This is a genomic window from Halomonas sp. ND22Bw (assembly GCF_003011945.1).
GTDB classification, from domain to species: domain Bacteria; phylum Pseudomonadota; class Gammaproteobacteria; order Pseudomonadales; family Halomonadaceae; genus Halomonas; species Halomonas halophila.
In genome coordinates this window covers 1-255 of record NZ_PXWD01001312.1, presented here as the reverse complement: position 1 = coordinate 255, position 255 = coordinate 1, and the positions used below count along the sequence as shown (strand labels likewise).

General features: G+C 68.6%; 1 protein-coding gene. It reads right to left on the bottom strand.

Annotated elements, in window-relative coordinates; all coding sequences use genetic code 11:
* A partial coding sequence (locus tag CVH10_RS22430) for an acyl-CoA dehydrogenase family protein (RefSeq protein ID WP_369335976.1) occupies positions 1-242 on the bottom strand: 242 nt, incomplete at its 3' end.
* Positions 243-255 lie beyond the last annotated feature (13 nt).

Sequence of the window (255 nt, the reverse complement as noted above, 5' to 3'; positions counted from 1 at the left end):
GTCGCCGGTGAACAGGGCGGCGGCACCATGCCCAGGTCGGTGCCGCACTGCGGCTCGGTCAGGTTCATCGTGCCCGACCATTCGCCGGTCGCCATCTTGGGCAGGTATTTCTGCTTCAGCTCTTCGGAGGCATTGGCGTGGATGCCGGCATAGGCGCCCGCCGTCAGGCCCGGATACATCGAGAACGCCGCCGAGGCGCCCGCCGTCATCTGACCGAAGGCCGAGGCCACCACGCTGGGCATGCCCTGACCGCCA